The following is a 25,832-nucleotide window of genomic DNA, read 5'->3' as shown; positions in this document are numbered from 1 at the left end:
TTTTCCCAACTTTCTTTTTTCTTTGCCATGTTTCACCTCATGAAAGCGTAAATAGTTCGCGTAGTTGTTCGTTGGACAGTTCGGTAATCCACGTGTCGCTTTGGATGAGCTGTTCGTTGAGCGCTTGTTTCATTTCAATCATTTCGTCAATTTTTTCTTCGACTGTTCCGGTTGTAATGAATTTATGCACGTGGACGAATTTCGTTTGCCCGATCCGATAGGCGCGGTCTGTCGCTTGATTTTCAACGGCTGGGTTCCACCAACGGTCGAAATGGATGACGTGATTTGCGGCCGTTAAGTTTAGCCCTGTGCCGCCTGCTTTGAGCGATAAAATGAATATATGAAACTGTCCATTTTGAAACTGCTCAATCATTTTGTCGCGCGTCTGTTTCGGTGTGCTTCCGTTTAAAAAGACGACCGTTTGTTTCAAATGTGTCGATAACACCTGTTGGATCATTTCACCCATTTGAATATATTGGGTGAAAATTAAACAGCTTTCTCCGTTTTCGCGAATTTGTTCGACAAGTTCAAGCAATTTTTCTAGTTTATGTGACCGTTCAACGACTTGTTTTGGATGCTCTTCTTTTAAATAAAGCGCAGGGTGATCGCATAGTTGTTTTAAATTGTTTAACATTTGTAAAATAATCCCGCGCCGCGCAAAGCCGTCCACTTGTTCGAGTTTTTCGAGCGACTGTTGCACAATTTGTTCATATAATGAAGCTTGTTCGACGGTTAGCGGACAATATTCTTTTTGTTCTAGTTTATCTGGCAAATCAAGCGCAATGCGTTCATCTGTTTTTGTTCGGCGCAGTAAAAACGGGCGAATCAAGTTTTGTAGTTTTTCTGTTGCTTGCTGATCGCCATTTTTTTCAATCGGCGTCGCAAAACGGCGTTGAAATTCTGTTTGTGAGCCTAAGTAGCCCGGATTTAAAAAGTGGAAAATGCTCCAAAGCTCGTTTAACCGGTTTTCAATCGGTGTCCCGGTAAGCGCGATTTTATGGCGCCCTTTCAGCTTGCGAATGGCGCGCGCTTGCTTCGTTTGGGCGTTTTTTATGTTTTGTGCTTCATCTAAACAAATGACGTCCCAGTCGATGACGGCTAAGTCATCAAAATCTAAATGCGCCAAGCTATATGATGTAATGACGAGGTCGTAGCTTTTTACTTTTTCGGCAAACGCATCGCCGTGTTCGCGATTTGACCCGTGATGGACGTAAACGTTTAAAGACGGAACGAATTGCTTACATTCTTTTTGCCAGTTGCCGATGACGCTCGTCGGACAAATGAGCAAGGCAGGCGCATGTCGTTTCTCATTTTCTTTCACATATGCAAAATAGGCGAGCATTTGTATCGTTTTCCCAAGCCCCATATCATCAGCTAAACAGCCGCCAAAGCCGAACTGGCGCAAAAAGACGAGCCAATCGACCCCGCGTTGTTGATATGGGCGCAACGTGCCGTGAAACGTTTTTGGCACGGGGACGGTCGGGATATGGTCGATATGTTTTAATTTTTGAATAAGCGATGTAAACGAACGGTTCAGTTCAATGTCAATTGGATCTTCATCGTCCTCTTGTTTTATTTGTTGGTTGGCAAGTGTTTGCGCGAGTACGTCGCGAATGGATAGCCCTTCTTTTTTTGCTTGTTTCATTAGCGTTTGAACGCGTTGAATAAGCGCAGGGTCGAGCTGTACCCATTGATCGCGAATGCGCACAAGGCGACGTTTTTGAGCCACGAGCTCTGCAAATTGCTGTTCTGTCAATTCGACATCGTTTGTGGCGATGCGCCAATCGAAATCGAGGAGCGCATTTAATCCAAATATCGATGTCGAGGATGATTTCACGCGAGCTTTTACCCGAAGCTTTGTTTGTTTGACAACTTCCCACCACGACGGCACAATGACGCGGACGCCTGCTTCGGCGAGTTCAATGGTGGCTTCGACTAAAAAGCGCCAAGCTTCTTCTTCGTTTAGTTCGTTGCGCAACTCCCCGTTTTTGCTCAGCCACGGAACGATCGTTTGCCACCGTTGTTGTGCCCGTTCGACGTGACTAGCGTACGCTTGCCAAGCGCGCGGCATCGTTCCGTCATAAACGGTTATTTTGTCTGTTTTCGTATCGATGAAGACGGTGTCGAGCGGCCATGGTCCATCGTCTTCGTTTGGTTCACGTAAACGAATCGCAACGACAAAAGGTGGACGGTTTTGATCCCAACCGATTTCCGTTAACCAATCGTGCTCGTCCACCCATGGTGCAGCGTCGCTTGTCAGAAGCGGATACGTTTTTACGATTTGTTCCCACGTTTCTTTTAGTTCGATGTCAGATTGAATCCAGTTGTTTATTGCTTCAGAGCGCCACATGGCAACGAACGGATGGTCTTCTTCTGTTCCTTTCCAGCCGAACTGTCCTTTTTTCCATGCTTCAAAATCAGGCATAAACTGTTTTTGTTCGATGTGTGTAATGATTTGTTTGGCCCACGCTTGAAATTGTTTACTTTGTTCATCCCATATAATTTCGATCAGCCCGTTTGTGGATGGATAAGCGAAAAACGTGAGCGCTTCCCACGGGGAAAGGAGAACGCCGATATGTGTTCCAATCGTTTCGATTGGAGCAAATGTGCCATAAAACGTTTCTTCGTGCCAACAAAAGACGAGGTCTCTCCAATTGCTTGGATGCGCATCGTCGCTATAAATGAAAAATTGTTTTTGTTCATCAAGCCAACGGCTTTGTAGTTCCAGTTGCATCATATGAATTTCCCTTTCCGTAATAAATCTTGAAAGGCACGCAATCGCTTTGTTTGCTCAGCGAGTTTTGTAATATATGCTTCCCAGCGAGGCATTTGTTTTAAGGCACGGTAATGAGCCCGTAGTTTTCGTACATGTTTGATCGCTTGTTCGTATGCGCTCCGGTTTTTTTGTTCGATGTAGTACATAATCGTTTGATGATAAAGCGGGAGAACGAGCGAACGATCCGCTTGTTCAACGGATTTTAAATGATATGTTGGAATCATATCGACGGTTGCTTTTTCAAGCATATATAATTCGATGAGCTCTTTCCATTTTTGTTCATCAAATAAGTAGTCGATGTACATATAAAAACTATACGGAAGAAGCTTTTGAAGAAGCTGTTCATATCGTTCTGTTTCGTCGCTTTTTGTTGCGATGCTGTATTGCCGATAAGCAGATAATACGGTGCGAACAAACCAATCGCGATCGTTCATACGAAGTGAATGTAAGTATGATTCTATATGTTTTTCAAGCCGATAAAACCACTCCGCCCCACGATGTATTTGTTTTTTCGCAAACGATATATGCATAAAATTGACGATCTGTTCCGTTGCTAAGTATGGAAACGGTTCAATGAGTTCAAAAGCTTGCTGATCGTTTTCAAGCAAAAACGATACATATGAAGCGGCAGCGATAAATGGGATTTGTTGTTCGACGCTTCCTTTCTCATTTAATTGTTTTATCGCCCAGTTGCATTCTTCTTCGCGATATGTCGGATCGGTCAATACATCATTCCATATCGTTTCGTATACATCTAATATTTGTCTAAAGTACGTTAATTCGCCCGACAATATGTTTCGAACGTACGGAATCGAAGCATATATGAGTTGTTCGTGCATCGCTGTACTCGTTTTTTTCGCTAAATCTTTGATCGCTTGTTGTACTTTTGGGACAAACTGAGTGACATGTCGCTCTTGCATGATGGCGGAGTAGCCCCACTCCTGTTGTGGAATATGAACAAGTTTCACAAATGTAAATAAGGCGGCATGGACATAATAAAAATGATCTAAAAACGGTGCTTTTGATTTTGGACGTTCGAATGTCGGAAAAAAAGATTGAACGAGCTTGCGCATATGTTCTTCCTCTGTGAGATCGTAAAGAAACATGCGATCATATCGTTCTTCAAACGATTGCCACCACGCATCAACGATATTCGTTTTCGTCATATGTTCTATATTTGATGGAGTGTTTGTGACCTTTTGTTTTTCCTCGCTTACCGCCTGTTTTTCCGTGCTTCCTGTCAGTTTTTGTTTTGTATTTGGCTCTTTCCATTGCCGAATGAAATTTCCGACTACATCAATTTGATTGTACGCATATAAAAATAACGCAATATTGTGCGGACATAACCCGACTGTTGTGCAAGAACAAGACGAGCTGGCTGCTTGTTTCAGTTGAAAAGAAGGTTCATACGTATGACCGCGGTCTGTCACTTTCCCTTTTAATATATCATCCTCAACTGTTACGTTATATACATGTCCTGTGCGATACAGTTGCCATGCTCGTTTAATGACGTCGCTATGTTTGTTGTAGGGTAAAAGTTTCATGAGACGTTGAGCTGCTTTTGTCATCACTTCTTGCGATAACATCGTCTGTAACATACGAAAGCCCCTTTTTCATATCAATTTGCCCTTATTTTAGCATGTGTGTTTGTTGTTTACAAATGAAGCAAATCAATCGTACAAAAGGGATGAAAATGGTAAAATGGTGTGTAGATGTTGATATGTAGAAAGGGTTTGAACAATGACACAAACAAATCGCTTCATATGGTGGGGACTTGTGTTTATCTGGTGTGGGCTTATTTACTATTTTACAGAGTCTCCGCTGTTTACTGGAGAGCAAACGGCGCAATGGATTCGCCATTGGTTGAATTATTTTGGAATTGAAACGAACCGTCCTGTGAGTGACGGGGTGCTTTCGTGGAATTTCATCGTTCGCAAATGTGCGCATATGACGGTGTTTGGAACGTTTGCGTTTCTTGTATGGAGAGCAACAGCGTCTTATCGTTTCGCATGGTTATTCACACTTTTTTGTGCCATCTTTGACGAATGGCATCAATCTTTTCAGCCGAAACGAACGGCCTTATTCTCTGACGTTATCATCGATATGATTGGGGCAACGGTTGTTTTATGGATCGTTTGGAAAGCGAATAAGCGAGCATAGTCGCTCGCTTATTCGTCCGTAGGAAAGACGATGCCTGTTTGTTTTCTTGCTTCTTCCATAATTTTCATCGTCACAAGCGAGTGAGTGTGTGAATTGATTGTTGATTCTTTTTCTCCTCGTTCGATGAGCGTCATAAATTCAAGCGCTTCGTAGTACATTGGCTCATGCGGTTGCGGAACGCTTATTTCTTCGCTTTGTCCGTTGCGGTAATGAATATGTACGCGCGTTGGCGTATGGATCGTGTCGATGACGATCGTTCCTTCTTCCCCTTGAATTTCGGCAGGAGTATAAGAGTTTGCGATTTTAGAATACATAACAACCGCATCCATATCACCGTAATCGAGTATGATGCTTCCTTCACCATCCACGCCGGACGATAAGCGAACGCTATGCGCTTGAATCGACTTCGGTTCACCAAATAACACAACGAGCGGGTATAAACAATACACGCCAAGATCCATTAATGCGCCACTTGAAAAGGCAGGATGAAAGGCGTTGGCGATCGTTCCTTGTTTAAACGCATCGTAGCGCGAAGAGTATTGGCAATAACTTGCGACGTAACGACGGATGCGCCCGATTTTCGGCAAATGATGTTGAATCGCTTGAAAGTTCGGCAAGCACGTTGTTTTCATCGCTTCCATCAGCACGACATCGTTTTTTCTTGCTGTTTCGATCATCGCTTCTACTTCTTTGACGTTAGAAGCGAGCGGCTTTTCACATATAACATGTTTTCCATGATTCATCAGTATCATCGCTTGTTCAGCATGAAAAGCGTTTGGGCTTGCGATATATACGGCATCAATATCGTCGCTTGCGGCAAGTTTGTGTAAATCAGTAAACGTTTGTGCAGCGCCTGTTTTTTCGGCGAAAGCATCCGCCGTTTCTTTTTGGCGAGAATATACAGCTTGTAAATGAAAAGATGAGACTTGTTTGGCGGCGCGAATAAACGCCTCTGTAATCCAGTTTGTTCCGATTGTCGCAAAGCGAATCATTCATTTTCTCCCCCTTTGATATATGTCCAACCGTCTTGTTGGTACACTTTATTTTCTTTCATTAATCGTCCGAGCGCTCGTTTAAAGGCAGCTTTACTCATATGAAAGCGCGCTTGTATATCTTCGGCATCGCTTTTGTCGCCATACGGCATCGCCCCACCGCGACTTTCCAAATAACGATAAATCGTTTCAGCATCCGTTTGTAAGCTTTCTTGTTTACGAGGAAGGAGTGAGACGTTTATCGTTCCGTCTTCTTTTACAGCGATGACGCGTCCTTCCACTAGTTCCCCAAGGCGCGGTTCCCGTCTTCTTTGCGATTCGTGAATAAATCCGAGATAGCCAACGTCTGTGATGAGGAAAGAGCCTGCTTTAATGAGACGATAAATGCGCCCGCGCACGTTTGTATTAAACGCAGAAGTGGGTGCTGGAACGCTTATTTGTTTCATCGTCTCTTCATCAGCCAATTTGGCGAGCAGTCGCCCACGTTTATCTACTTGGAGTGAACAGTACAGTTGATCTCCTTTTTCAGGCCAAAGCGTCGGAAGCGACGGTAAGTCATCGATCGACAATAATATATCTTTTTCAATACCGATATGAACGAAAACGCCTAATTGTGGCACAACATCGACTACTTCTACCCAGCTGTATGACGATGTCGTAATGATCGGTTTTTTCATCGTCGCGCGCATGCGTCCGTCGTGATCGTGATATAAAAATATACAAACGTCCTCTCCGATTTGCAGTTCGCCTTCACATTGACTTTCGTGAAGCAACGCCGTTTCTTTTTCGTTTGTGACGATGTAACCGAACGGTTTTTGTTCTTTTACTTTCCATGTAACGATTTGTCCAATCATGTATCTCTTCCTTTTTGCATAAATTGTTTATTTTTTTATTCTACACGATTTACATGCAGGAAACAAAGGATGTATCTTGTTCGATTTGCGCGTGGTACAATATAAGGAAAGAAAAACAGATTGAGGTGAAAATGATGAATAAAGTCGCCCGAAATGCGTTATGTCCGTGCGGAAGTGGGAAAAAGTATAAACATTGCTGTGGGAATAATGTCGTTTCTATTCATAAACTTGTCGATCAAGAAATAGAGCAGCATATGCACGATTTCATTCGCTATGCCGTTTTTGAACATGAGTCATTTTTATATCAACATACAAAAGCATATATCCATCCAAAAGAACGAGATGAAGACGCTCTGATGATTTTCCGATTTTTTATTAGCACGTGGGTGATGTTTTTTAAAAAAGATATGCGCGGCATGACCATTCTCGATTACTACTTGAGCACGATTCGTAAACATCACGTCCGTCCGTCTGTATTGTCTATTTTGACGTCTTGGAAAGAAGCGTTTCCGTCATTTGTGCAAATCGATCATATGGACGGTTCGTTTGCGTTCGGAATAGATCTTGTCACAGGTGAAACGAAGCAAATCAAATGTTTAGATCAACATATCGATTACGATCTGGAAGTTGGACAAGTCATAACAGCCATTTTTGTTCCACATGGGCAATATACTGCTTGTTTTTCAACATTTTTCCCGATGCCTCTTGTGTTATCGGACGCTGTAAAACATGTGGTGCAAGAGCATTGGGAGCAATGCAACAAAGACCGTAAACAATGGATAGAGCAATATCCATATATTTTTCAACAGTCGTTAACGATTCCATTGATTGATACGAACGAGTTATCACCGAAACATCAAGAAGTGTTAACGATACTTGAACAAAAAGCAAACATTGGCGATCGAAGCGTTCTTGATACCGCACGTATCATATGGCGCCAATATTGTCGTGCGAAAAACCCGAACATTCGGAAACCGGAAGTGTATGCGGCTGCGTTGCATTACCTTCTTATCGAAACCATTTTTCAGGAAGAATGGATGTCCCAAAAACAACTTGCACAAATGTACGGCATATCCACAAGCACGCTTTCTAGGCGCATTGATGATTTGTATCACGCTCTTGAAGATTTAGATTTCATTTTGGAAGAAGAGATCGACGAACTAGCCGAAGCGGTTGAGGGAGATGAAGACTGGGACGAGTGGGATGACGACGATTGGGACGATGATATATTCGAAGTATGTGAAGATTGCGATGAAGAAGAATAGGGAGCGCGCAGGCTCCCTTTTTTATATGAGCTCAATGCCTTCTAAAATCATGCTAGCGAAAAAGCCGCTGATATGATGAAGCGCTTCAAGTACGGCTTTCGGATCGGCGTGAAAAAAGTCTTTCATCATCGGTTGATTTTGTTCATGAATGAAGGCGAAAATGAAATCCGTTTTGATGCGATTGCTTAGTAACAGCGGACAATAGCTTAGTTCTAGCTTTCTTTTTATATTTTCTTCGCCTTGTGCGTTGTTAAAATGTTTCCAATACACGTCACGCAATGTTGGCAATTGTTCTTGAATTTTTTTATGCGCATCCGTTAGCCAAGCTTGTACAGCTTCTGCAGGTGGAAATTGTTTATTTAATAAAATCAGTTCAAATATTTTTTGCAGGGCAAAACTCGATTCCGTAGCAAAGGCGACATTCGTTAACAGCAAATTCACATATTCTTCTTCATTTTTCGTTTCTAAACGCATGTTCATTAAAATTTCTAATATTTCCGAGTGTACTTTCGTTTTTGTCCAGTCTTTTGTCAGTTGTTGTACAAGTGCCATGACTGTCCGATTGACTGTGTCATTTGTCCATTGTTCCATCGTGTACACAATCCTTTCTTTTGCGTGTATGTATACCATTAGTTTACCAATGTTATGTCGAAGAAGAAATAGTCAATGGCATAGTCATGTGATATCATTAATAATGTTGTCGAACAATTGAATTGAAGGAGCGTTTTGTATGTCGTTTCAAACGATTCATATACTTGGAGTTCCGTTTGTGCGCGCAACGATGGATGACATGGTTGCCGTCGTTCATGAGCGCGTCAAACAACAAAAGCCGTGCTTTATCGTCACGGCCAATCCTGAAATTGTAATGAAAGCGAAAGAAGAAGCGTCATATATGGCAACGATTCAACAAGCAGATTATGTCGTTGCCGATGGGATTGGAGTTGTCAAAGCGGCCGAGCTGCTCGGCACACCTTTGCCTGAGCGTGTTGCTGGTTACGATTTATTATGTCGATGCTTGCAGCTTGCAAATGAATACGCATATCGCGTATATATGATTGGCGCAAAAGAGGAAGTTGTACAAGCAGCTGCGCAACATATTCGTCACCATTATCCAAACGTTCGTTTAGTCGGGGTACGCAACGGCTACTTTGATTGGAATGACAAGACGATTGTCGAAGAAGTGAAACAAGCAGAGCCCGACTTCGTTTTCGTTGCATTAGGAATGGGGAAACAAGAGCAATGGATTGCGGAACATATAGAAACGGTAGGACGAGGTGTATGGATGGGAGTTGGCGGAAGTTTTGATGTGCTTGCTGGGGTGGTCAAGCGCGCCCCTGAACTATGGATTCGTCTTCATTTAGAGTGGCTATATCGTTTATTGAAGCAGCCGACGCGGGCGAAACGAATGTTAGCGTTGCCGCGGTTTGCGTGGACAATTTTAAAGCAAAAGGTTGTCGGAAAATGAGCCAGTCATTTGTTAAAGGGACGATCATTTTAACGGTTGGGACGATCATTTCAAAAGTGCTTGGCAGCATTTTTCGCATTCCATTGCAAAATATTGCAGGAGATAAAGTGCTTGGCATTTTTAGTCTCGTTTATCCACTCTATATGGTTGCGTTAATTTTATCTGTTGCTGGAATTCCGATTGCCGTATCGAAGCTCATTTCAGAAGCGCGCGCTCGGCAAAAAGAAGACGAGGTGGCGCGACTTGTCCAAACCGCAAGCTTATTGGCGTTTAGTTTCGGCGTGCTTAGTTTTTCACTACTTGCAGGCGGTTCGTCTTGGATTGCGAAGGCGCTTGGTGGCCCAGAAGCGCGATTTGCGATCGTTGTCGTTTCCACGACGCTTCTCATCTCACCGTATATGGCGGTATATCGCGGGTTTTTCCAAGGTCTCGAAAATATGAAGCCGACGGCTGCTTCACAAGTGCTCGAACAGTTTGTCCGGGTGGCGTTCATTTTACTTGTTGCTTTTTATATGGTCCAAGCTGCATATCGCGATGATATCGTTGCGGGGGGGATTATGATCGGCTCGCCGCTTGGTGCCCTAGCAAGTCTCATCTATTTACGTGTATTGTATGCTCGTTCTCCTCATCGCCCGAAGCGCGTGAAACTTTCGCGCACGCAATGGGTACAGACAAGCAAAACGATTTTAAAGCTATCTATCCCGATTGCGCTTGGGGCACTTGCGATGCCATTTTTAAATTTAGTTGATTCGCTTTCTGTTCCGATCGCTCTTCGTTGGTACGGAGCAGCTGAGGGCGAAACGAGCTATTTATTTGGATTGTATAGCCGCGGGACAGCGCTCGTCCAAATTGCGACGGTGTTTTCATCATCGCTTGTGCTGCCGCTTATTCCTCTATTAAGTAAACAAATGGCCAAAGGGGAAACGACACAAGCGCAGCAAACGGTTCAAAAATCGTTTGAACTATCTCATTTTTTATCGTGGCCTATGGCAGCCGGTTTAGCTGGCTTAACCGTTCCTTTAAACATCGCTTTATTTACAAATCATGAAGGAAGCCTCACGATGGCAGTCGTGCTAGCAAGTTCGGTGTTTACGTCGCTTGCTTTGCTTGGAACAGGCATTTTGCAAGGGATTGGCGAGTCAAAACGCGCGGCGGTCATCATTTTAATCGGCTGTATCGTGAAATGGGGAACAAACATCTTATTTGTTTCGATATACGGCTTAATTGGTGCAGGGATATCGACCGTATTTACGTATGCGTTTATTACATGGGCGAATCATGTTGCTATTCGTCGGCGCATATCGCTCCCGTTTTGGAGCCGAAAAGTCGTCGTATATGTTGCTGCTTCTGTGATGATGGGAGTCGGTTTATTTTTCATTTCTCCAACATGGGGACGACTTGCCTCTTTCGGTTATGTGACAGCTGCGACTGTCGCAGGCGGTTTATTTTACCTTGGGGTTGTGTTAGCGCTCGGTGGTGTGACGCTTCAACAGTTTCGCCAATGGTTGAATCAAACGAAGAAGGGATGAATGATGTGAAAAAGTGGTTGTTATTCATGATGGCCATTTCGCTTCTCCTTGTTGCTCCAGCGATTGGAAAAAGGCATGAAACAGAGTGGAACAATCGAACGTATGAAATGATCATGCCATACGATGAAATAGAAGCGTGGTTGCAAGAAGACGAAGAACAAGTATGGAAGCAACTAAAAGAAGCGGGGCTAACAACGGTCAGCGTTGAGGCAGAAACGCTTGATTCACTTGAAAAATCAGGGCGTGTGTTGTTATTCAGAATGGGGGAATGGAAACAAGCGCTTTCATTAGCAAATGAACACGTTGTGACGCCAGCGCGTGGCATCGTCGTTTATCCACTCGACGATACGTTTCCGACTGTTACATCTTTACAAGCGACATTTGCCGATGACGTTAAAGCAATTCAAGTGAATGGAAAAACGTACTATATGATTGAAGGGAATGCGAAAAAAATCGAGCGCGTTCCACTTGGATATGATGAAACGAAAATTTCTGACCTAATCACACGTGGTTTCATGGTCGTGCTTCGTATTCCAGATGCGCGCGATATGAATGAAGCGAGTGTACGTGTCCTTCAACAAGTCAACACGTTAAAAAACGAACATATATCGAAACTGTTACCGACAGGTGAAGAAGTTGCCGGTTATCCGTCTGATGTTGAAAAATGGGGAAAAAGATGGAACGAAGCAGGATATGCGTTGTTGTCAACGGAGTTTTATGAGGCGAAAGGATTGACGACATTAGCGAAAGCGATGAATGTGCATGTCGTTCGTTTGCATAGTTTAAATTTAGAACAACGTAAACCAAATGAAGCGGTAGATGTGGCGGTTCGCGCAGTAAAAGAACGAAATATTCGCGCCTTATTTGTTCGTCCGTACACATCATCTGATGAGAAGGAAAATATGGAAAAAACGGTGGCGGTGATGAAACAAATTGTTCAACATATGCCAAATCACTATATGCTCGGCAAAAGTGAACCGTTCGCACCGATTGAACGTTCACAGATGGCGACGATCGGATTTATTGTCGGAGCAGCTGCTTTCGTGTTTCTCGCCGTTCACTCTCTCGTGTCACCGATCATTGCACCGCTTGCGGCAGGAGGAGTGTTCGTTTTAGGTATTGCCGGTACGGTGTTAGCCATTGATTTTGCATTGAAAGCACTCGCTTTGCTTATCGCCATCGTCACTCCAATATATGCAGCGAAGCCTTCTTCTGTCCGAGAAGGGTGGCGTGGAACGTTTATCGCATACGGACGTGCGATAGCTATTTCATTTATCGGAATAAGCTGGATTGTGACGATGCTGTACGGAAATGAGTATATGGCTTATGTCGGTGAAGGATTTCGCGGGGTAAAACTCGTTTACGTCGTACCGCTAGCGGCGATGATGTTACTTGTATTGCCTTCACTCATCCAACAGCCACTTTTGGCGTTTTTGAAAAAGCTATGGAAGCAACCGATTACGATTGGACACGTCGTGCTTAGCATGTTCATTCTCGCCCTGCTGGCATATTACGTTTTACGCTCTGGTAATACCGGAACGGCAAGCACGTTTGAACTTATGTTTAGACAAAAACTTGAAGAGTGGTTATACGTACGTCCGCGCACAAAAGAGTTTTTGCTCGGTTTTCCAGCGTACTTGCTTGCGTTATTTGTCATAAATAAGCAAAAGAAGCTAGGAGCGATTCTCCTTGTCGTCGGAACGATCGGATGGCTATCGATGATCAATACATTTACACATTTGCATATTCCACTATTTATTTCGTTTATTCGCACGATATATAGTCTTGGGCTTGGATTCATCGTCGGTATCGTGCTGATTTACGCATATGAGTGGGCATGGAAAAAGGTGATACGATGAACATAGTGTTATCTGGATATTACGGTTTTCATAACGTCGGTGATGAAGCGATTTTATATGCGATCATTCAAGCGCTTCGTGCGCACGATCCGAACGTGCAAGTGACTGTGCTTTCTAACGATCCGGCCTTTACAGAAAAAACGTATGGTGTTCAGGCTGTGAATCGTTGGCGAATTAGTGATATCGTTCAAGCCCTCCGCCATAGTGACGGCTTAATTAGTGGCGGGGGAAGTTTGCTTCAAGATCAAACAGGATGGCGTAGCATTCCGTACTATACAGCCATTATGCAAATCGCCAAATGGTTAGGCAAACCGGTCATGGTTTATGCGCAAGGGATGGGTCCTGTCAACAAAAAGCAAAACCAATGGCTCATGAAATGGACGCTCAATCAAGTCGATCGTCTAACGGTGCGCGATGAGCCGTCGGCACAACTATTAAAAACGTTAGGTATCAAAAAGCCGATCACCGTCGTACCTGATCCAGTCATGGCGCTGAAGCCGTCGACAACACCAACCGTTTGGTGGCAACAACAATCGTTTACACGTCCTGTCATTGCTGTTTCCGTTCGCGATTGGGCGCGCGGTCGTCATTTCGAAAGAAAAATGGCAACGGCGCTCGACCGTTCCATTCAAGCAGGTTTTGATGTTGTATTTATCCCGATGCACGGACATCACGATGATGAAACGTCGCGACGTGTGTTGGCAATGATGAAAGAGCATGCGGTCGTTGCTCCTTATGACGCAAGCATTGAAGAAAAAATGGCGATGATTGCAAGCGCGCACTTGCTTGTTGGGATGCGCTTGCACGCATTAATTTTTGCCGCGGTCGGTCATACGCCGTTTATCGCTTTATCGTACGATCCGAAAATTGATGCGTTTGCAAACCAAGCGAATCAACCGGTGTTCGCTCACGTGGAAGATGATAGCTGGGACGGCGAAGCACTATTTTCTTATATTCAACAATGTATGAATAAACGAGAAGAGCGAAAAGAAGCGATGATTCGCGCCGTTGCACCGCTTCAACAAACGGCCGAGCAAACGGCAGGAGAGGCGCTCGCTTTGTTCCGAAAGAAAAAATAGGTCTAATGACCTATTTTTTATTTTTGTTATATAATTTTTATGAATCGTCTGATAAAATAGAAAACAATATGTACAGATTGTTTTCGTAAGGAGCGTGGATGCGCCGATGTTTACGTTAGGAAAAAAGCTATTGAATCGCTTGCCTTTTAGTAAAAAATTTATGTTGCTTGCGACAATTTTTATGTTTACTCTTTTTTCAATTAGCGTCTTGTACGTTCGGTTATTGACTGATAAGGCAACGCTACTTGAAAAAGAAAAGCAAGGAGTGGCATATATTGCGCCGATGATTGATGCGATGTACGGCATACAAAAACATCGCGAATATACGACGACCGTTCTTCTTGGACATGGAAAAGAGGACAAAGTAGCAGAGGCGCAAGCGATGTTGAAAAAATCAATACAAACATTACAAAGTGTACATAAAGAGCAAAAAGCGAACTTTATTGAGGACGAGAAATGGAAGCAGCTATTGCAGCAAATGCAAGATGTGCAAGACAACTGGAAAATGTACACGGCAAGCGAGGCGGTGAAGCGTCATAACGCCCTTGTCTACGATTTGCATCAATTGTTGCTTCATGTAGCTAGCCGTTCGCACGTATCGCTTGATAACGATATGAACAATCATTATTTAGCCCGTTTATTTGTTGAGCATGTGCCATTTCTTACGGAAACGATCGGAGGGGCGCAGTCGTTTGCGGCGGAGTTGACGTTAAAAAGCGAATTGTATGAAATCGAACGTTCAAAAATGACGTATTGGGTAAACGGATTAGAAACGGCGATGCAAACGATCAGCCGTGCAACGACTCCTCTTTTCGTTGACGATGAAAAGATGCGCAAAAAAGTACAACAATATAACGACATCATTTCAACGGATTTATTAAGCATTTCCAGCTTATTTCAACGCGAATTTTTGCAAACGAATCGCATTTCGTTAACATCGGTTGAATTATATGAAAAAACGAATCATGCGCATGAACAGCTATATAAGTTGGCTCGCTTTTCACTACATGCGTTTCAAACGCATTTAGATGGTGAGTATCGGGCGGTGACCGTTGAAAAATGGCTGACGATCGGCTTAGGGGCGTTCGCTGTATCGGTCGTTATATACTTGTTTATCGCTTTTTACATGGCGGTGCGTGAACAAATTGCAGCGATTGAGCAGGCAAGCAAACAAGCAGCAAGTGGGGATTTAACGGTGCAAATGTCCGTCTCGTCAAACGACGAATTTGCTCATATTGCCCAATCGTTCCAATCGCTCGTTGCTTCATTCCGTTCGATGATTAGTGCAAACCAACAATTGACGTATGATGTATCGGCATCTGCCCATGAGCTGACCGCGATTACTGAAGAAGCGGCACAAGCGATGGAACAAGTCGGTGCGACGATGGAAGAAGTCGCTGCTGGATCGAGCAAGCAGCGCGTATGGGCGCAACAAAATGTCGAAGCCGTTCATACGCTTGTCGACGATACAAACTACATTTTATCTCGTTCACAACAGGCGGCTGAAGCGGCACGGGCGATGACGCGCGAAGCCGAAAAAGGAACAGCGGCGATGGATAAAATGATTGATCAAATGAAGACGATGAGCCATTTTATTACACAATCGAGCGAATGGATTCAAGCGTTGCATCAACGCTCTGCTGACATTGCCCAAATGGCGACGATGATTACAAACATTGCTGAACAAACGAACTTACTTGCGTTAAATGCTGCGATTGAAGCAGCGCGCGCAGGCGAGCATGGGCGTGGCTTTGCTGTTGTCGCAGACGAAGTAAGAAAGCTTGCGGAACAATCGTCTTTATCAGCGAAGCAAATACGCGAACTATTGCAAGAAGTGCAAACAGATACGTCACAATCGGTGGAAGCGATGCAACATGTGCAACAACAGTCCGAAAAAAGTATGGCGATCGCACACGAAGCGGACGAAACGTTTAACCGCATTCAACAAACGACAAATCATGTCATGACCCAAATGGATGATGTCGCCCAAAAAATTGCGGTCATGACGAACGCGTTTGATGAACTGGCGATGACGATGAAAGAGACAGAAACGATCGCTCAAGAAGCAGAACAGCAAACACAAACAGCGGCAGCTGCTCATGAACAATTGCTTTCTGCCGTTCAAGAAATTGCCGCAAACGTGCAAACGTTAAGCGACAAGGCGCAACATTTAGCCGAAAAAGGAAAGCAATTTACCGTTTAGTCCCGGACGTTTCTCCGGGATTTTTATTGTTAAAATTATGAAAATTCATTATAATAAAGGCGAACGTATATTTGTGAGGGGGATTTCGGATGGAACGGATGGAAGAGTATATTATTATGGAAGAAACAGCTGCGCTCGTGCCGCAATATGATGAATACGGCCGGCTCGGCACAATCGTTTATGAGCTGTATAACACGTACAAAGTGGACCAGTCGCCGAAACAAATTATGCAACAAAGCTGCCGTTACTATGGAAGCACGTATGAAGGAAAAGTAGAAGCCGCAAAACATATTCTCGGCATTCGGCAAATGGCTCCCGTCTCCGTTTGTGAAGCGCTTCGACTGTACTTCTTTCCAACATGTTCTCCTGACAGCGATCGATGCATATGGATCGCCCAATCTCACATCAAGATGATACAACCACACGAGAAAAAGAAAACGAAAGTCATTTTAAAAAATAAAAAAGAATTAATTGTTGATATACAAAAAGGGACGATGGAAGGAAAAAATGCATAAAACCGCGATGTTGATTTTCATTTTACAACAAAGAATAGTGAATAACTATGAAAAGTAGTGTATAATATTTCGAGAAAGAGAAAAGGGGGAAATGATGAGGACGTTACGAGGACATCATTTATTATGTGTACACGGGTTTCAAGGAATGGGCTATAGTGAGTCGTTCGTCAAAAAAATGAGCGAAATCGTTTCCGACATACGAAATGATGAATACGATTTTCCGATTCGCGTCATCGCTGCCCTCGATGAAGCATGTGATGCATGCCCGCATCACGGGGGAAACCGCTGTGAAGCAGATGAAGCGTCGAACGATCATGTGTTGGCGATGGATCGGCGTGTCATTCATCATTTGCAACTTGAAGAAGGAGCCGTATATATGAAATCTGAGCTCATCGAACGGACGAAACGAATGGTTGAACCAGACGATTTAGACATGCTTTGTGCAGGATGTTCATGGCTATCGTATGGCGTTTGTAAAGACGGAATTCGGAAATTGAAAAATTTTTCTGACAAAAACAAATAAAGATGTGCTATGATTATGAAATAAATATAGAAAGAAAGGGTTATTGCATATGAAAGTCGCAAAATTCGGAGGAAGTTCTGTTGCAAATGCAGCGCAATTTCAAAAAGTAGCAAACATCGTCACATCAGATGAAGCGCGCAAATTTGTCGTCGTCTCTGCGCCGGGAAAACGGTTTAAAGACGACACAAAAATGACGGATTTGTTAATTACACTTGCCAAAAAAGTAATAGAAAATGACATATACGAAGGAGTGCTCGCCCAAGTCGTTGCGCGCTATGATGAAATTGTAACTGATTTACAGTTGTCGCGCGACATTTTAGATGTCATTTCTGCCCATTTACAACAATTGATTGATACGTATCATCATCAGCCTGAACGTTTACTGGATGCGTTAAAAGCGAGTGGGGAAGACAACAACGCAAAACTGATGGCGCATTATCTCCGCCAGCTCGGATATGAGGCGCATTACGTCAGTCCGAAAGAAGCGGGCATTTTCGTCACAGACGAACCAGGCAATGCTCAAGTGTTGCCTGAGTCGTACGAACAACTCGCGAAATTAAATGAAAGAAGCGGCATTTTAATTATTCCAGGCTTTTTCGGCTATTCTCGCTCAGGTCATATCGTCACATTCCCGCGCGGCGGTTCGGATATTACAGGTTCGATCGTGGCGGCGGGTGTTGGAGCGGAGCTGTATGAAAACTTTACAGACGTTGATTCTATTTATTGCGTCAATCCGTCGATTGTGGAACATCCATGCCAGCTAAAAGAGTTGACGTATCGTGAAATGCGCGAATTGTCGTACGCTGGATTTTCCGTCTTTCACGATGAAGCGCTTGAACCTGTGTATCGCCGCGGCATTCCAGTATGTGTGAAAAATACAAACAATCCGGAAGCGCCAGGAACGATGATCGTCGCAACGAGAGACCATCGTGACCGCCCTGTTGCAGGCATCGCTAGCGATAAAGGATTTTGCAGCATTAACGTCAGCAAATATTTAATGAACCGCGAAATCGGATTTGGACGCCGTTTGTTGCAAATTTTAGAAGACGAAGGCATTTCATATGAACATACGCCATCAGGCATTGATAACATGTCTGTCATTTTACGCGAAGAACAACTCGCTGGCGACGTCGAGCGCCGCGTATTAGATCGCATCGTAAACGAATTGCGTGTCGATGAAGTGTCGATCGAACGGGATTTAGCGCTCATTATGGTCGTCGGGGAAGGAATGGAACGCAGCGTCGGTATTGCCGCAAAAGCAACAGCTGCTTTTGCCCGTGCCAACGTCAACATCGAAATGATTAACCAAGGTTCATCCGAAGTCAGCATGATGTTTGGCGTGAAAGCCGATGCAGTAGAAAAAGCGGTTCGTGCGCTATATGAAGTATATTTCTAATCGTATAAAAATGGAATAATCGAACAAAATAACCATAGCACACATAAGGGAGGAAAAAAGATGCGCGTGCTATGGTTATTTCTTTTTTTATTCGCCACACCTGTGCAAGCAGCGACATATGAAGAAGAAGTAAAACAGTATGTACAAGACATCGGATGGACGATGGAAGATTTGACGCGTTATTTAGCGAAATGGAATATGACGATTTACGATTTTTCTTCGCTTCATGCGTTAAAAAAACAGCTAGGCACCCCGATCACGCCTGAGCGTCTTGATGCGTTGCTTTTGCGGCATCACATGACGAAAGAAGAAGCAGAAGCACTTCTCGGACAGTTCGGTGAACAAATACAACATTATACGTTTGTTGAACATTTAGATTATGCGTTATCGTTTTACCGCGACCGTTACGATACGATGCAAGCGATGACCGATCTGTTAGCGACGATTGGGTTGACAGAAGAAGAAATTCGCCGTTTATTTGAACGCACCCCTCCGTCTGCGAAACAGGCGCTTGAACGTCTCGATGAACAAATGCAAACGCTCGTGCTGCGCGACCCATCTATGCCGTTAACAAAACAAGAGCGGGAAACGGTTCTCAACTTCTGGAATGAATGGCTCTCACTTTATCAGCTTCAAGCGAAAGTATATGAAGTAAACGAACGAGGACAAACCCCGATTTCGTTTGAACAGTTCCAGACGGTCACTGCCCCTGTTGTCATGGAATGGTATGATAAAGAAGGAAATTTTGTTGCGGATGTGTACATTCCGCGCGAACGAATGAATGAAAGTGCCTGGATTGATGTAAGCGAGCAACTGGCGCATATCGGCAAGATGGCGCTCGATTTAGAAAGCGGCTTGCTCGTTGCGCGCATGCCAAAAACAGCTTCTTCGTACGGAATGAACATGATCATTGGCCTCGGTTTCTTGTTAGCAAGTTTCGTACTATGGAGGAAAGGATTGTGATGAGAGTTATTGCCATTGCCCTTTTTCTTTTCGGCGCATCTTTCATTTGGGCCAATGCGCTCGGTTGGCATCAGGCGTATGAAGCGGTGCAACAAAGCGAGCAACCGCCCGTCCAACAAGAAGGTGCGATCGGAACGCTTTTCATTCCGAAACTAAACATATATATGCCGATTTATGAAGGTATGGAACAATTGGACAAGGGCGTCGCATACGATGAGCGAAGCGCGCTTCCGGGAGAGGGGAATCATACCATTTTGGCAGGGCATCGGGATACGGTATTTCGTCAGCTCGGTGACATTCAATTAGGTGATGAACTGATCGTACGGACGAACGACAAAACGTGGACATATGTCGTGCAACATATTCGCATCGTTCGTCCTGACGATCAAACGGTGCTCGTTCCAAAAGCGCATCCGACGTTGACGTTAATTACATGTTACCCATTTCGCTGGATCGGGGATGCTCCGAACCGATATGTCGTCGTGGCAAAACAAAAGCGCTAGCCTCTTTTTGTATGCATTTGTTGTTTAAATTGTTGCAGAAGCGTTTCACCGTGTAAGCCGCGTTGGACTAAATCTTCTAACACGACTTCAGCTAAATTGGATCGTTTGACAATCGTCGCATCCATTAATACGCTCATTCGCTCTCCCATCATCGTCACCGAACGAACGGTGGCGTGAATATGGGCGGGATCGTTTGTTGTTCTCGAAATGGTGACGAGTGCATCAAACGTCGTTCCGCTTTCTTTTAACGATGTAAATAGCTCACGATATGTTTGATCCATATATGCTTCGACAAGCCACCTTTTATTTTCATCTTCTTTATTAATCATTAAACCGTCAATGAGCGGAATGTTTTGTTTTTGCTCATGTAATAATGTGAGGGAAACGAGCTTAAATGTTTTCACAAAACCACCTCGCAACAGTAGTTATTTCCATTATATCATATGAACAACAGACAACAAAAAAAGAAAAGAAAAAGTGAAAATTGAATTTTCAAGCACTTTTTTCGCGAAAAAAGCCGAAAAAAGTGGCAAAAAACGAAAAAAACAGGTTGAAAATTAAAAAATCGAAATTTTACATCTTTTTTGTCATCTCGTATGATATGAATCGAGGAGGTGATAGAAAGATTCCTCTCATTTCCTTCCAAAATGCATCCTCTATCTGCTCCCTCACAGTTTGGCTAGCCCCCTTGCTAGCCTCTTTTTTTCAATTGACCGTCTATGAGGGGAGTGATATGCTAGAGGGTGAAACGAACAGAAAGGGGTGAATAAAAAGTGGAGGGCCAAATTTTACAAGCTGTAAAAGAATTGCTGCATGAAGTGCGTGAAATGCGAACAGAAATGGAAAGTTTGAAACAAGAGATGCGCGCAGAGATGGAGAGCTTCAAACAAGAAATGCGTGCAGAAATGGAAAGTTTCAAACAAGAAATACGAGAAGAAATAAAAGAGCTGCATGTGCGCATCGGAAAGTTAGAAACAAAAGTGGACAAGCTGCACGATAAATTTGAATTGCATGCGCAAAAACAATGGCAAACAGAAGCTGACGTGTATCGGTTAAAAAAATTAATTGGCATTGAATAAAGGGCAAAAAACGCCCCTTTTTTTATTTCAATGCTTCAATCATTTCATCAATGATTTTTATGACTACTTCTTCTACTCGTTTTCGCTTATGGGAAGGCAATGACTGCAATGCATATAGCCGCTTTGCGAGCTCACGCTGTTCATTCATATAACGAATAAGCGCAAGTCGTTCTTCATCCATCTCATTCGTTCCGTATGCGAGTTTGACTTCTTGCAATCGTTGTTCATCTGTCGGATGTTTGCCAAGTAAAAAATCGACGCTCACACGAAACAAATCGCTCATGTCAATGATCGATTTCAAATCAGGAAGCACTTCACCGTTTTCCCATTTGCTCACTTTTGAACGAGATACGTTTAACCGTTGCGCCAGTTGCTCTTGCGTCCAATGGTTCGCTTTACGCAAACGTTTAATTTGTTCGCTCATATGTTGTAGCATCATCTTCCACCAAATTCCCTTTTTCTTTTTACAATAGAAGAAGAATAGGGGATGTTTTGTTCTTTTTATGAACAAAATAACAAAATGTTCTAAAATAGAACAAAAATCGACAGGATCTTTGTCGAAAAAAGTTGATTGAATATTCATAAAATGTAAAAATATACATTGGAAAAACTTGAAGGAGAGGATGAATTGTGAATATTTATTTTTCAAATTTCATTGTTCATCAAACAAAAAGAGGAGGGAAAATGTGTGAGGTACTCATTAAAGAGAAACCGTATCCTCCTTTTCACGAGTCGCGAACAATTGAACCCATTCACTTTTCTGATTCACTTCAGTTTATTTCACCGATTGAAAAGTTGCCGCTTGAACCGATTCGTTACCGCATGATTACATGTACAACAAAAGACGACTTGTTTTTGTTTTTTAAAACGATAGATGATCAATTAATGATTGTCATGACGTTTTTGTTTGGAAAAGGGAAACTGCAAATATGCGTCAAACGTTGGAATGACCTCGAGAAGCGTTACATCCCCGCATCGATGAATGACCTCACAGCTGCTGAAGAACGAGCGATCTTATGTACAGTCCGCTCAGTTTCCATTCGTTCTGGGCAGAAAATTCGCTATTGTTTATTTTAATTTCATGTAAAAAATGAAAGAGGGGGAAAAATTTATACCAAAAAAACGAAAAATATATTTGTGAAACATAAAAAATGATGCTAAAATATAACTGTAGTACTATTTCCTTCTGTTTACGATAGAGAGCGGTTGGTGGCCAGAGGCAAAGAAAAAGAGCTGATGAACAACATCAGCTCTTTTTCTTTTACTGTGGAATGTAGGCACGCCATGTGGAAAAGTCAAATTCGTCTTTTTGTAAAAGTGATTTTGGAAAGATAAATGTCCATGGCTTACTTGTGTTTGCTTTTACTTCTAACTGTAACGTAAACGCTCCGCGTGCGACCACATCGCCCGATGCATCTTCGACGATTAAAGGTATTTGCTCAAACGTAATGTTTTTATCACTACCGTTACGAATGAGTAGGGTTACGACTAAATTCCCTTCGTTGTTGATAAGTGCTTGTAACCCCATGACGTTTACCTCTCCTTGCTTTGGTGGAGTAAGGGAGCGCACGAGTTGCTCAAGTTTTTGCTTGTCTTCTTCTTTTAAATGCTGCTGCCAACTTTCTTCTAAATCTAATTGGTGTGGCTTCTTTAACTCAAACGCTAATTTCCATCCCGTTTCAGGAATGTTTTCTGTATATAAGTCACTTGTTGTAAATACAAATCGCCACGGACGGCTACTTTTTGGTGGAATATCGCCGAGCTCATTCATTGGAAATACTTTTTTTCCAAGCACTTTTCCGTCTGGCCCAATGAGCAATAACGGCATATGGTCAAAACGAATAGGTTGATCTAAACTGTTGCGGACAAACGCCGTAACAACGTAATGGTCGTCTTCCTTTTTCCATTCTACACCGGATAACGACACTTGATTTTTTTTCAACGGCGGCAATTCGTTATTGATGTATTGGAAATAATATTTTTGTTCGGTCGTTAACGACATCATTGGGTGAATGGATAATGTCGTATGCACGTCTTCATCTTGTTGTTCATCTGCTCCGTCAAATAACTGACCAGCTTGAACGGTACTATCTTCCCCTTGTTTTTTCTTTTTGAAAAATGGAAACATTGTTCCATCTCCTTTCTTATTGTGAGATGAGCTGGGCAAGTTGTTGGGAAACATCTTTTTCTAATCGGTGATACATAGCTGTAAAGAGCTCCAACCCTTCTTTTGCATATTGGCGCATCGGATCTTCTTGTCCGTAATAGCGCAACCCAATTCCTTCTTTTAATAACTCCATTGCTTCTAAATGTTTTGTCCAGTGGAAATCGATGAGTGAAAGCATGGCACGTTTTAACGCCTGTTGATGTTCTTCTGTATATTGTAACGTTTCGAGGCGTCTTTTCCATGCCGAAATCGCTTGTTGTACGATCACTTCTACTTCTTTTCGTTCCACTATTCCTGTGAACGTCACTTGTTCATTTGTCACAAGGTGAATCGTTTCAGCGAGACGAGCGAGATCCCATTGTTCTGGAATTGTATCTTCTGGGCAAGTATAAGCGATTTCTCTTTCAAGAAATGCAGGAACCATACTTGCGACAATAGCGACGATATCCTCTTGTTCGAGCACGCGATTGCGGAGGGCATAAATCGTTCGACGTTGCTCGTTTAGTACATCGTCCAGCTTTAAGTTATATTCTCGCACAGAGAAATTGCTTCCTTCACAAATGCGCTGAACACGGTTGACAAATTCATGCACGTCTTTGTTTAATACTTCGCCGTCTTCGTTGACTTGCAATGATTTTTTCATTTTTTCTAGCTCTTCTTTTGCGAAGCGACGGAACATGTCGTCTTCAAGCGAAATGAAAAATTGCGAGCGTCCCGGATCACCTTGGCGGCCTGCGCGTCCTTTTAATTGATTATCAATGCGTCGGCTTTCATGGCGTTCGGTACCGAGGACGTACAATCCGCCAAGCTCTGCCACTCCTTCGCCGAGCATAATATCTGTTCCGCGTCCCGCCATATTTGTCGCAATTGTAATTTGTCCTTTTTGACCGGCGCGAGAAATGAGTTCAACTTCTTGTTCGACGCTTTTGGCGTTTAACAATTGAAACGGCAACCCTTCTTCTGCTAAATATTGCGCCACTTTTTCCGACTGTAAAATGGATGTCGTTCCGATCAGCATCGGTTGTCCTGTTGCATGAACGCGTTTCGCTTCTTTGGCGACCGCTTTATATTTCGCTTCGACTGTCGCAAAGACACGATCTGGAAAGTCTTGACGAATGACAGGGCGGTTTGTTGGAATTTGGATGACATCCATTCCATACAACGTTTGAAACTCTTTTTCTTCTGTTTTCGCTGTTCCTGTCATCCCTGATAAAATCGGATAAAGGCGGAAATAGTTTTGAATCGTAATGGATGCTTGAATTTTATTTTCTTCCGTTAACTCCAATCCTTCTTTTGCTTCAATCGCTTGATGAAGCCCGTTACTTAAACTGCGCCCTTCCATTGGACGACCAGTGAACATGTCGATTAACAACACTTTCCCGTCTTTCACGATATAGTCGACATCGCGCGTAAACATCACATATGCGCGCAACGCTTGAATGACGTAATGGTACAACACTTGATGTTCAAGATCATATAAGTTGTCGATGCCGAATCCTTTTTCAATTTTTTCAATGCCTCGTTCTGTTAAATTCACTGTTTTCGTTTCTTCGTCGTATTCGTAATCTTCATCGCGGACGAAATGTTTCACGATGCGTGCGCATAAATAGCTTAACTCCGAGCTGACCCCTGTTTTCCCTGCGATAATGAGAGGGGTTTTCGCTTCATCAATTAATACGCTATCGACTTCATCGATAATCGCATAATGAAATGGGCGTTGGACACGATCAGCGACACTGTATGCCATATGATCGCGTAAATAGTCGAAGCCAAACTCATTGCCGACACCGTATGTAATATCGGCTTGATATGCGGCTTGTTTTTCTTCTGGCGACATGTGTGGCAAGTTTAGACCGACCGTGAGCCCTAAAAACTCGTGAATTTTTCCGATTAGTTCACGGTCGCGGCGAGCTAAGTAGTCGTTTACTGTAATGACATGCACCCCTTTTCCTTCAAGGGCGCGCAAATAACTTGGGGCGGAAGCGACAAGTGTTTTCCCTTCCCCTGTTGCCATCTCTGCAATATTTCCTTCCGCAAGCACAAGCCCGCCGATGAGTTGCACGTCAAAATGACGCATGCCAAGCACGCGTTTCGACGCTTCGCGAACAGTCGCAAACGCTTCGACTTGTATATCAAATACCGTTTCGCCATTTTGTAAACGACGTTTGAACTCCTCTGTTTTTACTTTCAATTGTTCATCCGTCATTTTTTCAAACTCTAACTCCAGCTCATTGATACGCGAAACCGTTTTATAATAGTTTTTTAATTTCCGTTCATCGCTGTTGACTAACTTTTTTATGTAAGATAGCATCGGAACCTTCTCCTTCGTTGTAAATCGAATCGTTTCAACGTACAGTATACCATTGTTCCCAAAATGTTTCACGACCCGGAAAATATTTCTTTACTTTTTTGTGCTTGGGTGATATTGTAAGATTATTAGAAAAAATTATCAAAATATGAAACTTTTTTTCTTTTTTTTCGTTTTAGTAGGTGTATTTGCTTTT

Annotated in this window: 23 protein-coding genes; 14 read left to right on the top strand and 9 right to left on the bottom strand. The window is 43.2% G+C overall.

Annotated elements, in window-relative coordinates; translation table 11 throughout:
* Positions 1 to 37: 37 nt before the first annotated feature.
* Together AFK25_RS13605 and AFK25_RS13600 are read right to left on the bottom strand one after the other, a co-directional pair.
* The gene (locus tag AFK25_RS13605) at positions 38 to 2,734 is read right to left on the bottom strand and encodes a DEAD/DEAH box helicase (protein ID WP_420806294.1); all 2,697 of its coding nucleotides are present in this window, start codon (positions 2,732 to 2,734) and stop codon (positions 38 to 40) included.
* Positions 2,734 to 4,374 (bottom strand): hypothetical protein, encoded by a 1,641-nt coding sequence (locus AFK25_RS13600; protein ID WP_035067500.1) that lies wholly within the window; start codon positions 4,372 to 4,374, stop codon positions 2,734 to 2,736. Before AFK25_RS13600 ends, AFK25_RS13605 begins: the two co-directional genes overlap by 1 nt.
* Positions 4,375 to 4,516: 142 nt before the next feature.
* On the opposite strand from AFK25_RS13600, the gene AFK25_RS13595 reads away from it, so the two are divergent.
* Positions 4,517 to 4,936 carry a VanZ family protein gene (locus AFK25_RS13595; RefSeq protein ID WP_035067502.1) on the top strand — a complete coding sequence of 140 codons (420 nt, stop codon included), beginning with the start codon at positions 4,517 to 4,519 and terminating at the stop codon, positions 4,934 to 4,936.
* A gap of 8 nt (positions 4,937 to 4,944) precedes the next feature.
* On the opposite strand, the gene AFK25_RS13590 is transcribed toward AFK25_RS13595, so the two are convergent.
* The gene (locus AFK25_RS13590; protein ID WP_035067504.1) at positions 4,945 to 5,928 is read right to left on the bottom strand and encodes a Gfo/Idh/MocA family protein; all 984 of its coding nucleotides are present in this window, start codon (positions 5,926 to 5,928) and stop codon (positions 4,945 to 4,947) included.
* Complete coding sequence (locus AFK25_RS13585; RefSeq protein ID WP_035067506.1) at positions 5,925 to 6,782, bottom strand: CvfB family protein; 858 nt, start codon at positions 6,780 to 6,782, stop codon at positions 5,925 to 5,927. Before AFK25_RS13585 ends, AFK25_RS13590 begins: the two co-directional genes overlap by 4 nt.
* Before the next feature lie 131 nt (positions 6,783 to 6,913).
* On the opposite strand from AFK25_RS13585, the gene AFK25_RS13580 reads away from it, so the two are divergent.
* Positions 6,914 to 8,047, top strand: a complete 1,134-nt coding sequence (locus AFK25_RS13580; RefSeq protein ID WP_276202798.1) for an SEC-C metal-binding domain-containing protein — start codon at positions 6,914 to 6,916, stop codon at positions 8,045 to 8,047.
* 21 nt (positions 8,048 to 8,068) lie between these two features.
* Here the strand turns inward: AFK25_RS13580 and AFK25_RS13575 are convergent, their stop codons facing one another.
* A complete protein-coding gene (locus tag AFK25_RS13575; RefSeq protein ID WP_240483473.1) occupies positions 8,069 to 8,638 on the bottom strand; it encodes a hypothetical protein in 570 nt (189 codons plus the stop codon).
* Positions 8,639 to 8,777: 139 nt separating this feature from the next.
* On the opposite strand from AFK25_RS13575, the gene AFK25_RS13570 reads away from it, so the two are divergent.
* The 10 genes from AFK25_RS13570 (at position 8,778) to AFK25_RS13525 (ending at position 20,082) form a co-directional block, all read left to right on the top strand.
* Complete coding sequence (locus AFK25_RS13570) at positions 8,778 to 9,512, top strand: WecB/TagA/CpsF family glycosyltransferase (RefSeq protein WP_019418168.1); 735 nt, start codon at positions 8,778 to 8,780, stop codon at positions 9,510 to 9,512.
* Positions 9,509 to 11,041 carry a putative polysaccharide biosynthesis protein gene (locus AFK25_RS13565; protein ID WP_035067512.1) on the top strand — a complete coding sequence of 511 codons (1,533 nt, stop codon included), beginning with the start codon at positions 9,509 to 9,511 and terminating at the stop codon, positions 11,039 to 11,041. Before AFK25_RS13570 ends, AFK25_RS13565 begins: the two co-directional genes overlap by 4 nt.
* Positions 11,014 to 12,900, top strand: a complete 1,887-nt coding sequence (locus tag AFK25_RS13560) for a DUF5693 family protein (RefSeq protein ID WP_035067514.1) — start codon at positions 11,014 to 11,016, stop codon at positions 12,898 to 12,900. Before AFK25_RS13565 ends, AFK25_RS13560 begins: the two co-directional genes overlap by 28 nt.
* Complete coding sequence (csaB, locus tag AFK25_RS13555) at positions 12,897 to 13,979, top strand: polysaccharide pyruvyl transferase CsaB (protein WP_035067516.1); 1,083 nt, start codon at positions 12,897 to 12,899, stop codon at positions 13,977 to 13,979. The genes AFK25_RS13560 and csaB overlap by 4 nt, the downstream gene beginning before the upstream one ends.
* Positions 13,980 to 14,073: 94 nt before the next feature.
* A complete protein-coding gene (locus AFK25_RS13550) occupies positions 14,074 to 16,182 on the top strand; it encodes a methyl-accepting chemotaxis protein (protein ID WP_035067518.1) in 2,109 nt (702 codons plus the stop codon).
* Positions 16,183 to 16,271: 89 nt separating this feature from the next.
* Positions 16,272 to 16,697, top strand: coding sequence for a competence protein ComK (locus tag AFK25_RS13545; protein ID WP_240483475.1), 426 nt, complete (start codon positions 16,272 to 16,274; stop codon positions 16,695 to 16,697).
* Between the two features lie 94 nt (positions 16,698 to 16,791).
* The gene (locus tag AFK25_RS13540) at positions 16,792 to 17,220 is read left to right on the top strand and encodes a DUF1284 domain-containing protein (protein ID WP_035067520.1); all 429 of its coding nucleotides are present in this window, start codon (positions 16,792 to 16,794) and stop codon (positions 17,218 to 17,220) included.
* A gap of 49 nt (positions 17,221 to 17,269) precedes the next feature.
* Positions 17,270 to 18,616 carry an aspartate kinase gene (locus AFK25_RS13535; protein ID WP_009361874.1) on the top strand — a complete coding sequence of 449 codons (1,347 nt, stop codon included), beginning with the start codon at positions 17,270 to 17,272 and terminating at the stop codon, positions 18,614 to 18,616.
* A gap of 60 nt (positions 18,617 to 18,676) precedes the next feature.
* Positions 18,677 to 19,579, top strand: a complete 903-nt coding sequence (locus AFK25_RS13530; RefSeq protein WP_035067522.1) for a processed acidic surface protein — start codon at positions 18,677 to 18,679, stop codon at positions 19,577 to 19,579.
* On the top strand, positions 19,579 to 20,082 hold the full coding sequence (locus tag AFK25_RS13525) for a class D sortase (protein ID WP_035067524.1): 504 nt from the start codon (positions 19,579 to 19,581) through the stop codon (positions 20,080 to 20,082). Before AFK25_RS13530 ends, AFK25_RS13525 begins: the two co-directional genes overlap by 1 nt.
* On the opposite strand, the gene AFK25_RS13520 is transcribed toward AFK25_RS13525, so the two are convergent.
* Positions 20,079 to 20,486, bottom strand: a complete 408-nt coding sequence (locus AFK25_RS13520) for a YwpF-like family protein (RefSeq protein WP_009361871.1) — start codon at positions 20,484 to 20,486, stop codon at positions 20,079 to 20,081. The genes AFK25_RS13525 and AFK25_RS13520 overlap by 4 nt on opposite strands.
* Before the next feature lie 369 nt (positions 20,487 to 20,855).
* Here AFK25_RS13520 and AFK25_RS13510 point away from each other — a divergent pair, with 369 nt between their 5' ends.
* Positions 20,856 to 21,161, top strand: a complete 306-nt coding sequence (locus AFK25_RS13510; RefSeq protein WP_035067528.1) for a coiled-coil domain-containing protein — start codon at positions 20,856 to 20,858, stop codon at positions 21,159 to 21,161.
* A gap of 22 nt (positions 21,162 to 21,183) precedes the next feature.
* Here the strand turns inward: AFK25_RS13510 and AFK25_RS13505 are convergent, their stop codons facing one another.
* Positions 21,184 to 21,600: a helix-turn-helix domain-containing protein gene (locus AFK25_RS13505; RefSeq protein ID WP_238148389.1), complete on the bottom strand. Its 417-nt coding sequence runs from the start codon at positions 21,598 to 21,600 to the stop codon at positions 21,184 to 21,186.
* Positions 21,601 to 21,788: 188 nt separating this feature from the next.
* Here AFK25_RS13505 and AFK25_RS13500 point away from each other — a divergent pair, with 188 nt between their 5' ends.
* Positions 21,789 to 22,238, top strand: coding sequence for a hypothetical protein (locus AFK25_RS13500; protein ID WP_035067530.1), 450 nt, complete (start codon positions 21,789 to 21,791; stop codon positions 22,236 to 22,238).
* Between the two features lie 184 nt (positions 22,239 to 22,422).
* On the opposite strand, the gene AFK25_RS13495 is transcribed toward AFK25_RS13500, so the two are convergent.
* Both AFK25_RS13495 and secA2 read right to left on the bottom strand, forming a co-directional pair.
* On the bottom strand, positions 22,423 to 23,289 hold the full coding sequence (locus AFK25_RS13495; protein WP_026011768.1) for an accessory Sec system S-layer assembly protein: 867 nt from the start codon (positions 23,287 to 23,289) through the stop codon (positions 22,423 to 22,425).
* Between the two features lie 16 nt (positions 23,290 to 23,305).
* On the bottom strand, positions 23,306 to 25,639 hold the full coding sequence (gene secA2 / locus AFK25_RS13490) for an accessory Sec system translocase SecA2 (protein ID WP_035067532.1): 2,334 nt from the start codon (positions 25,637 to 25,639) through the stop codon (positions 23,306 to 23,308).
* Positions 25,640 to 25,832 lie beyond the last annotated feature (193 nt).

This window comes from Anoxybacillus gonensis, assembly GCF_001187595.1.
In the GTDB taxonomy this organism is placed as follows: domain Bacteria; phylum Bacillota; class Bacilli; order Bacillales; family Anoxybacillaceae; genus Anoxybacillus; species Anoxybacillus gonensis.
Note: the sequence above shows the minus strand (reverse complement) of the source record. Positions and strands in the feature narration are given on the sequence as shown.